General features: G+C 68.1%; 11 protein-coding genes, 1 pseudogene and 1 riboswitch. Of the genes and pseudogenes, 10 read left to right on the top strand and 2 right to left on the bottom strand.

Going from position 1 to position 8,314, the window contains the following annotated elements; all coding sequences use genetic code 11:
• The 3 genes from AB0J09_RS47855 to AB0J09_RS47865 form a co-directional block, all read left to right on the top strand.
• Positions 1-694, top strand: a 694-nt coding sequence (locus AB0J09_RS47855; protein ID WP_360707094.1) for a glycerol-3-phosphate dehydrogenase C-terminal domain-containing protein, incomplete at its 5' end; no start/stop codon positions are given.
• Between the two features lie 112 nt (positions 695-806).
• Positions 807-1,667 carry a sucrase ferredoxin gene (locus AB0J09_RS47860; RefSeq protein WP_360707097.1) on the top strand — a complete coding sequence of 287 codons (861 nt, stop codon included), beginning with the start codon at positions 807-809 and terminating at the stop codon, positions 1,665-1,667.
• Positions 1,668-1,767: 100 nt separating this feature from the next.
• Complete coding sequence (locus AB0J09_RS47865; protein ID WP_080036407.1) at positions 1,768-2,079, top strand: WhiB family transcriptional regulator; 312 nt, start codon at positions 1,768-1,770, stop codon at positions 2,077-2,079.
• A gap of 165 nt (positions 2,080-2,244) precedes the next feature.
• Here the strand turns inward: AB0J09_RS47865 and AB0J09_RS47870 are convergent, their stop codons facing one another.
• Complete coding sequence (locus AB0J09_RS47870; protein WP_360707101.1) at positions 2,245-2,631, bottom strand: YbaB/EbfC family nucleoid-associated protein; 387 nt, start codon at positions 2,629-2,631, stop codon at positions 2,245-2,247.
• A gap of 6 nt (positions 2,632-2,637) precedes the next feature.
• Positions 2,638-3,033, bottom strand: a complete 396-nt coding sequence (locus AB0J09_RS47875; protein ID WP_360707104.1) for a YbaB/EbfC family nucleoid-associated protein — start codon at positions 3,031-3,033, stop codon at positions 2,638-2,640.
• Between the two features lie 129 nt (positions 3,034-3,162).
• Here AB0J09_RS47875 and AB0J09_RS47880 point away from each other — a divergent pair, with 129 nt between their 5' ends.
• The 7 genes and pseudogenes from AB0J09_RS47880 to glyA all read left to right on the top strand — a co-directional run.
• A complete protein-coding gene (locus tag AB0J09_RS47880) occupies positions 3,163-3,492 on the top strand; it encodes a hypothetical protein (protein ID WP_360707107.1) in 330 nt (109 codons plus the stop codon).
• Between the two features lie 11 nt (positions 3,493-3,503).
• Positions 3,504-4,361, top strand: a complete 858-nt coding sequence (locus tag AB0J09_RS47885; protein ID WP_360707110.1) for a hypothetical protein — start codon at positions 3,504-3,506, stop codon at positions 4,359-4,361.
• A gap of 51 nt (positions 4,362-4,412) precedes the next feature.
• On the top strand, positions 4,413-4,877 hold the full coding sequence (locus AB0J09_RS47890; protein WP_360707113.1) for a hypothetical protein: 465 nt from the start codon (positions 4,413-4,415) through the stop codon (positions 4,875-4,877).
• A 214-nt stretch (positions 4,878-5,091) separates the two neighbouring features.
• Positions 5,092-5,856: a TIGR03084 family metal-binding protein gene (locus tag AB0J09_RS47895; RefSeq protein ID WP_360707121.1), complete on the top strand. Its 765-nt coding sequence runs from the start codon at positions 5,092-5,094 to the stop codon at positions 5,854-5,856.
• Positions 5,857-5,910: 54 nt separating this feature from the next.
• Positions 5,911-6,285: a YccF domain-containing protein gene (locus AB0J09_RS47900; protein WP_360707116.1), complete on the top strand. Its 375-nt coding sequence runs from the start codon at positions 5,911-5,913 to the stop codon at positions 6,283-6,285.
• 79 nt (positions 6,286-6,364) lie between these two features.
• On the top strand, positions 6,365-7,297 hold the full coding sequence (locus tag AB0J09_RS47905) for a YihY/virulence factor BrkB family protein (RefSeq protein ID WP_360707119.1): 933 nt from the start codon (positions 6,365-6,367) through the stop codon (positions 7,295-7,297).
• A gap of 282 nt (positions 7,298-7,579) precedes the next feature.
• Positions 7,580-7,662: riboswitch (ZMP/ZTP riboswitch) on the top strand.
• A gap of 25 nt (positions 7,663-7,687) precedes the next feature.
• Positions 7,688-8,314 (top strand): annotated as a pseudogene (gene glyA / locus AB0J09_RS47910) (serine hydroxymethyltransferase); the annotation flags it as partial.

The following is an 8,314-nucleotide window of genomic DNA, read 5'->3' on the forward strand; positions in this document are numbered from 1 at the left end:
CATGCACGTGCCCATTCCCGGAGAGAGCAACCGATTCGCGCTCGTACTCCCCCAGCGCGACGGCCGCGTCCACGTCGGCCTCACGGACGAACCCGTGGACGGGCCGGTGCCCGACGTTCCTGGAGTGCCCGAGGAGGACGTCAGAACGCTCCTGGAGGTGCTGAACGGGGTTCTTGAGACTCAGGTGACCCGGGAGGCGGTCGCGGGCGTGTACGCGGGCCTCAGGCCCCTTCTGGCGGGAGACGGCCGCACGGCGGACATCTCCCGCAGGCACGCCGTCCTGTGGCATGACGGGCTCGTCACGGTCGTCGGGGGCAAGCTGACGACATATCGGCGCATGGCCGAGGACGCGGTGGATCGAGCGGTCTCGTCCGCGAAACTGCCGGCGGGGCAGTGCCGTACCAGGAAGATCCCGCTCGCCGGGGCGGGACCGCGGCCGACAGGGGTGCCGCACCGGCTGGCCGAGCGGTACGGCAGCGAGGCGGAGGCCGTGCACGAGCTCGTCAAGGCGCACCCGGAGGAGGTCGGGCTCGGCGTCACCGAGGGCGAGCTGATCTGGTCGATCAGGCACGAGGGCGCGCTCGACGAGGGCGACCTGCTGGACAGGAGGACCAGGATCGGCCTGATCAAGCAGGACAGGGATCGGGCACTGGCCGCGACACGGGATGTTCTGGAGCGAACGGGCCGCATCTGACCCCTCCATTCCGTTAGGTTAGTCTTACCTAATTCGGATCAGGGAGGGAGACCAGGCGTTGGCAAGGGGCTGCGAGCATCCGGCCGGGTGCCACACCGGAAGGGTTCCCACCTTGGCCAGCGCCACCGTGGGAGCCAGGCTCTGGCTGCTCATCGAATACACCGGCGCCTGGCCGTCACACCTGGAAAGCTTCGAACTTCCTGAAAAAATCTCCGAACTCGTCCGCCGGGCGCTCGAACGCGGTATCAGGCCCCAGTTGATCCGCCGGCCGGGAAAACGAACCCGCCCACGGGAGCAGGGCATCCGTGTGCTATTGGCGTACGCGGTAGGAGAGCGGCCCTGGCTGGCGAGCGGTGTCGTCGCAGGTCCTGACGATCTTGACCTGGACGCGCTCGTGGCGGGAGTGGTCCCGGAGTCCTGCATACTTGAAGACGAGCCGGTATTTCTGGTCTGCACGCACGCCAAGCGCAATGCGTGCTGCGCCCGCATTGGACTACCCCTCGCTCGGTCGCTGGCCGATTCGCTGCCGGACAGAGTATGGGAAACGTCACACGTTGGCGGCGATCGCTACGCCGCCAACCTGGTGTGCTTGCCACACGGAATTTTCTACGGCAGCATGTCTCAGGCTGCTGCACTGGCAGCGGCTAACGCGTACCGGTCGGGCGAGGTCATTCTCGACCGCTACCGGGGACGCGCAGGCATCCCTGAGCCATTGCAAGCCGTGGAGCACTTCGCCCGAGCCCATACGGGAGAGTGCGCCGTCGGCGCGGTGGCCGTGGAATCCTCCAGGTCGGACGGTGACGTCACCGAAGCCATTGTGCGCTGCGGCGACGTCCGGTTCCAGGTTGTGGTTGAGCCATCGGCGTTCACAGCGCCGTGTGGTACGGCTTGCGCCGAGAAGATCACCACCTACCGGCTGGTTTCGCTGGACAGGCTTATGCCTGTGCGGTACGCCACGCCCGCTCTTGCCTGAGCAGGGAACATCGCGGCCCAACGTTGCGTTGGAACAGTGACGCCAAAAGCGTCCAATGCGGCTCAATTACCGAAATACCTCTCACGAAGGTGGTTTTCTCATGTCTCAGGTACGTCGGCAGCTCGCCCGCCCGCGCCCCAGCTGGGGTTGGCAGGATGATGCCGCGTGCCGGGGTGAGGACCTCGTGCTCTTCTTCGGCCCCGACGGGGAGCGGCAGCCCGAGCGTGACGTACGTGAGCGGAAGGCCAAGGCGATCTGCGCCCAGTGCCCCGTTCGCAACGAGTGCCTTGACTACGCGCTGTCCCGGCCCGAGAAGTACGGCACGTGGGGCGGTCTCAACGAAGACGAGCGCGCCTCCGAGCGTCGTCGTCGCATGCGCCGCGCGGCCAGCGCCGGCATCTCCGCCGCCTGACAAACCCGGCAGCATCACCATCCATCGCGTGATCACGCAGTTGTCCCGATGAACCGGAGCCTGGCCCTCCATGTCCAGGCTCTGGCGAACCCGGTCGGGACAACTGCCTGATCAGGCGTCACCTCCCTGTCCCGGCACCCGAAAGTTCCGTACGGACCCGTCAGGTCAGTCCCACGGAGTGCCGGCCAGCCGTTCGCACTGAGCGGTGGCCGCGGCCGGGTCGAAGCCCGGCAGGGCCTCACGAATCAGCTCCTCCGTCTTCCGCGCCGCGTCCAGCCCCGCCTGCTGGAGCGCCGCCAGCACCTCCCCGGCGAGCGTCCGGCTGTCCAGCCTCATCGCGCGTTGCCGGATGGTGACGTCGAGCACCTTCCCATCCGCCGCCACGGTGGCGATGACCTGTCCGGACGCGGCCTCCCCCGTCCCGGTGACGGCTTCCGCGCCGGCCCGCGCCCGCTCGATCCACGCCAGAATCCCGTCCGCCTGCCGCTCGTCTCGGGCGAGATCCTCGTGACTGATGTCGGCAGGGTCCCTGCGAGGGCCGAACACACTCACCTCCGGCTAGAGAAGGTTGCGGGCGATCTGCTCGACCCGCTCGCTGATGAAGTTCTCGTCCAGCGGCGCCGGCATGGTGTGCTCGGTGTCGGCGAGCGCGCCGTCCACGATCTCCTTGGCCTGCGACTCGGCGTCCAACTGGGCCGCCCGTAGCACCGCCGTCACCTGCTTGCTGAGCGCCTCGTGATCCAGCCGCATCACGCGGGGGTCGAGGCGCAGCGCCGTGATTCCGCCCCGCCCGTCCGCCGAGGCCCCGACCAGGCCGTCCGGGCTCTGTGCCACACCGGTGACCGCGCCGATCGCGGTGCGCGCCTCGTGGAGGCGCCGCATCGTCTCGCGGCCCTGCCTCAGGATCCGCTCCGCCTGCTCGACATCGTCTTGTGGCGAAGGTCTCATCGGCATGTCCGGACTCCACCTGTTGGGGGCTGATGAGTGCGTCAGTTTAGTCACGAACGATTCACTGCCGGATGTAGATCACTAATACGCCGTTCCTAGTGAATTTCGCTGATCGTTACGCTAAGGTAACGCGCCATGAGTCCGGGGATTGAGATCTCCAAGGCGCAGGTCGCCCAGCACGCGGCGATGATGCGCACCCACAGCGAGGACTACACCGCCGCCCTCCAGCGGCTCAGAGAGCGTGGCTACGGCTGCCTCTCGTGGGGCGACGACACCGGCCTGTTCGCCGCGTTTCACGCCGAATATGGCCAGTGCGGCGTCTACGGGTTGGAAGCGCTGGCCGGCGTCTCCCAGGTCATCAACGACACCGGCGACGGCCTCGACGCCGCCAGCCGCCACATAGCCGATGCCGAGGCCTTGAACATCGAAGAGCCGGCGAAGCTGTACGGCACCAACCCGGTCTGAGCCTTCGCCTCATGGATGTGACGGTTCCCCCCGAAGTCGACGCCGTCCTGGAGATGATGGGCGTCCACTGGCCCAACGTCCGGGTGGATGAGATCGTGGCCGACCGCGACGCCTGGGCCACCGTACTGGCCGGCTCCCACGCGGCCGGGCAAGCCGCGCAGACCTCCGTCCAGGCCACCGGCGAGGTCTACAAGGGCGAGTCCGCCACCGAACTCCAAGGGCTCTGGAACGCCCCCGCCGGCGTCAGCGAAGTCATGGGACGCGCCACCGCGGCCGTCCAATATGTCCCCCAAGTGCTCGACAACGCCGCGTGGCTCACCACCGGCCTCAAGGTCGCCGTCGCCACCGGCGCCGTCTACACCTCCGCCCGCATCGCCCGCGCCATGCTCATGGGCGGACCCACCGCCGGCCCCGCCGCCCTGTGGGAACTCATCCGCGGCCGCATCCTCGTCACCAAAGCCCAGCACCAGGCAACCGAAGGCGTCGGACGCGTCCTGCGGCCCGCCCTCGCCCACGGCTCCACCGGCCAGTTCCGCGGCGTCCTCGACGACCTCCCCCGGCTCAACACCCCCCGCGGCCCGAACCTGGGCGGTCCCGACGGCCCCAAGGGCGGGCTCATCGCCGAGATGGGCTTTCTCCGGAAAGGGAACGCCTCCAGCAAGACGAACTCGGGGACCAGGAGGTGGGACGACAAGGACCAGGCGGTCGACGAGGCCAAGCAGGACGCGAAAGACGGCGGGCGCGCCAGGTTTCGCGGGGAGTGCTCGAGCGGCGACCATGTGCACGTCGACTACTACAACAAGAACGGGGAGGTCAGCCACACGCGGCACTATTCGTGGAAGGGCGCGAAAAAGAACAAGAAGCCCTAGAGCTGGAAGACTGGCAGCGCACACTACCGAGGCAAGGAAGACCCGACGACCGTGGCGAACGAACTATCGGAGAAGGCCGCCGAGCTGGGCGCGGCGATCGCGGAGCACGCCCGGGTCCTGGAGGCGTCCCCTGACGACCCTCCCCGCGTGATCCGGGCGGTGAACGCCCTGCGCACGGCCGCGCTCGAGTACGGGGCGCTGTGCCTCGACCGGACCGGCTGGGGCAACCCGCTCAGCGCCCTGGAGGAGGACCTCGAGGAGGAGGCCCAGGAGGGCGAGCCGGACACCGCGTCCGTGGACGTTGAGGCGCACTACCGCATCCGCGTCAACGACCCCGACGCCGTGGCCCGCCTCCTCGGCGAGCAGGCACGAGAGGACGTCGAGGGGGCGACGGCCGCCGATCTGGTGGCGCAGCTGTTCGTGAGGGACGGATGGGACCCTGACGCGTACGGCGACGACCTGGTCACGGTGGTGAGCCAGTCGTGGTCGTGCGGCCCGGCGGAGAAGGAATCCTGAGCGGCCCTAGCCCTGCCTGAGCCAGTTAATCGGCGGCTCGGGCTTCTGCTCGCCGGTGTCGTCGGGCTCACTGCGCGTGTCCGTCTGATGCTGGCAGTCGCACCACGAGCCGCCACGGCAGTCCTCGTGACGTTTCTCCTTACAGCTCTCGCAGATCACGCCTGCATTATTCTCCTAGAACGTTGTTCGGGTTACGCTGGCGCGCGTGGACCTCATGGCGGAGTTACTCGACGACCTGCGTGCCGAGACGGCGTCCTTCGAAGCGCTGCTCCACCCCCTGCGGGACGAGGACTGGGAGCGGCCCACGCCCGCCGAGGGGTGGGCGATCCGTGACCAGGTGAGCCATCTTGCCTGGTTCGACGGAGCCGCCGGCCTGGCGGCCACCGACGCCGACGCCTACAGGGCGTCGCTGAAGGACTTCCGGTCCGTGGACGACCTCGCCCTGGAGTCCCGCGGGATGTCGCCGGGCGAACTGCGCGAATGGTTCCGGGCGGCACGCGCCCGCAGCCTGGAGGCGTTCGCCACGCTCGACGCGCGTGAACGGGTGCCGTGGTTCGGGCCCGCAATGTCGGCCGCCTCGTTCGTGACCGCGCGGCTGATGGAGACGTGGGCGCACGGCCAGGACGTGGCCGACGCGCTCGGCGTCACCAGAGAGCCCACGGCCCGGCTGCGGCACGTGGCCACGATGGGGTTCCGCGCCCGCCCCTACAGCTTCGCCGTGCGCGGCCTGCCCGTGCCCGCCGACCCCGTACGCGCCGAGCTGACCATGCCCGACGGGACCCTGTGGACGGCGGGCCCCGGCGACGCAGCCGGCGCCGTACGCGGCCCGATACTCGACTTCTGCCTGGTCGTCACCCAGCGCGTCCACCTGTCCGACACCGCGCTGGAGCTTACGGGCGAGCCCGCGCAGACCTGGATGGAGATCGCCCAGGCGTTCGCCGGACCCCCGGGGAAGGGACGGGCGCCCAGGTCAGGGTGAAGTCAGGGACTTGCCTGATGACGCGTACGGTGCATCCGATGACATGCTGTGAACATGCGCACAATCCTGAACGTCATCTGGCTGATCTTCGCGGGGCTCTGGCTGGCCATCGGATACGCGTTGGCCGGGATCATCTGCTGCATCCTGATCGTCACCATCCCGTTCGGCATAGCCTCGTTCAGGATCGCCGCGTACGCGCTGTGGCCCTTCGGCAGGACCGTGGTGCGCGACCCGCAGGCGGGCGCGTTCTCCCTGATCGGCAACATCATCTGGTGCGTGGTCGCCGGCGTCTGGCTCGCCATCGGCCACGTCGTGACGTCGATCCCGCTGTTCCTGTCCATCATCGGCATACCGATGGGCATCGCGAACCTCAAGCTCGTCCCCATCTCCTTGCTCCCGCTGGGTGCGCGCATAGTCGATAACGACTAGGGCAGTTCCTCGGTAACGACTAGGGCCGTTCCCGGACGTAAGCTGTTCGGAAGAGTCACTGCGAATACCGTTGGGTGCCATGACGTCCACCGATGCGCCTTCCCGGACGAAGAGGGGACTCGTCTCCACCGCCCGGGCCAGGCTGAGCTGGGTGCTCGACACGAAGTCGTGGGCGATCGTCCGCGCGTCCACCAACGCCGGTGTCACCTACCGGGTGACCGGCTTGGCCGGTGAGGCGGCCTTCTTCGCGCTGCTGTCGCTGCCGCCTTTCGTGCTGGGCCTGATCGGCGTGCTGGCCAAGCTCGGCACGTGGCTGGGCTCCACCGTGGTCGCGCAGGTCAAGGCATGGGTGATCGATCAGGCGGGGCTGCTGTTCACCGAAGAGGCCGTCAACAAGGTGATCAACCCGCTCATCACCGACGTGCTCAGCGACGACGCGGGCAAGGTGTCGATCATCTCGCTGGGCTTCCTGCTGTCGCTCTGGTCCGGCTCCAGAGCGCTCTACGTATACGTGGACCTCATCTCCGTGGCCTACGGGCTGGGCGAGGAGCGGGGCATCATCCGCACCAGGCTGATGTCCTTCGGCCTCTACATCGTCGGCCTGATCATCGGCATCATCGTCATGCCGATCCTGGTCATCGGCCCGACCCTGCTCCAGGACGCCCTGCCGGGCCAGTACGGCATCCTCATCGACATCCTCTACTGGCCGGTCGTGATCATCGGCTCGGTGCTGTTCCTGACCGTGCTCTACCACGTCAGCGTGCCGGTGCGGACCAAGTGGTACCGGGAGCTGCCCGGCGCGATCCTGGCGCTGATCCTGTGGATCGTGTGCGCGGCGGTGCTGCGGGCCGTGCTGGCCGCGTGGTTCTCCCCCGTCTCCGTCTACGGCTCGCTGGCGGCGCCCATCGCCCTGCTGCTCTGGCTCTACATCACCGCGCTGGCCGTGCTCATCGGTGCGATCCTGAACGCCGAAGTCGATCGGCTCTGGCCGGGTGTGAGCCGTACCAAATAGAGTCCTGCCGATATGGAGGCGCAGCAGAGAGTCGGGCCCTACACCCTCGTCCGCAAACTCGGCGAGGGCGGCATGGGCTTCGTCTACCTCGCGGAGGACGGGGCGGGCCGGCGGGTCGCGAGGTTCTGCACCGCGCCCGTGCTCGACGCCGGATTCGACAACGGCACCGCGCGTCGACGTCGAACCTCGTGCTGCTCGGCGTCATCAGGAACGTGGCCGTCAGTTCGTCGTGACACGGCTGATCAGCGGAGGAATAAGCCCCTGGCACATCCGCTATCGTCTAGGAGGTGACGCGACTGGCGCATTGGGTGGGATCGACCACCGGGGAGCGAAAGGAGCGGAGGCCGTGCGCCTGGGTCTTCGCAGATTGTCAATGATGACAGGAGAGTCATGAATTCTCTCGCTAGCGTCGACCCGCAGATCGCCGAGCTCGTCAAAGCGGAGGAGCGGCGCCAGGCCGACACCGTCAAGCTCATCCCGTCAGAGAACTACGTGTCCAAGGCCGTGCTGGAGGCCACCGGCACCGTCCTGACGAACAAATACTCGGAAGGCTACGCGGGCAAGCGTTACTACGAGGGCCAGCAGATCATCGACCAGATCGAGACCCTGGCCATCGAGCGGGCCAAGTCGCTGTTCGGCGTCAACCACGCCAACGTCCAGCCCTACTCCGGCTCGCCCGCCAACCTCGCCATCTACCTGGCCTTCATGCAGCCGGGCGACACCTTCATGGGCATGAACCTGCCCTCCGGCGGCCACCTCACCCACGGCTCGCCCGTGTCGATCACCGGCAAGTGGTTCAAGCCCGTCTCCTACAACGTGCGCAAGGAGACCGGCCGCGTCGACATGGATCAGGTCCGCGAGCTCGCCCTGGAGCACCGGCCCAAGGTGATCTTCTGCGGCGGCACCGCCATCCCGCGCACCATCGACTTCCCGGCCTTCGCCGAGATCGCCCGTGAGGTGGGCGCGGTCCTGGCCGCCGACATCGCCCACATCGCCGGCCTGGTGGCGGGCGGCGCC

The sequence above is a fragment of the Nonomuraea sp. NPDC049784 genome (assembly GCF_040659615.1).
Taxonomy (GTDB): Bacteria; Actinomycetota; Actinomycetes; order Streptosporangiales; family Streptosporangiaceae; genus Nonomuraea.

Bases quoted from the DNA above. Each gene is read 5' to 3' on its own strand.
- AB0J09_RS47865 (WP_080036407.1), top strand. From the start codon at position 1,768: ATGTCTCAGGTACGTCGGCAGCTCGCCCGCCCGCGCCCCAGCTGGGGT.
- AB0J09_RS47875 (WP_360707104.1), bottom strand. From the start codon at position 3,033: ATGCCGATGAGACCTTCGCCACAAGACGATGTCGAGCAGGCGGAGCGG.
- AB0J09_RS47880 (WP_360707107.1), top strand. From the start codon at position 3,163: ATGAGTCCGGGGATTGAGATCTCCAAGGCGCAGGTCGCCCAGCACGCG.
- AB0J09_RS47885 (WP_360707110.1), top strand. From the start codon at position 3,504: ATGGATGTGACGGTTCCCCCCGAAGTCGACGCCGTCCTGGAGATGATG.
- AB0J09_RS47895 (WP_360707121.1), top strand. From the start codon at position 5,092: ATGGCGGAGTTACTCGACGACCTGCGTGCCGAGACGGCGTCCTTCGAA.
- AB0J09_RS47900 (WP_360707116.1), top strand. From the start codon at position 5,911: ATGCGCACAATCCTGAACGTCATCTGGCTGATCTTCGCGGGGCTCTGG.
- AB0J09_RS47905 (WP_360707119.1), top strand. From the start codon at position 6,365: ATGACGTCCACCGATGCGCCTTCCCGGACGAAGAGGGGACTCGTCTCC.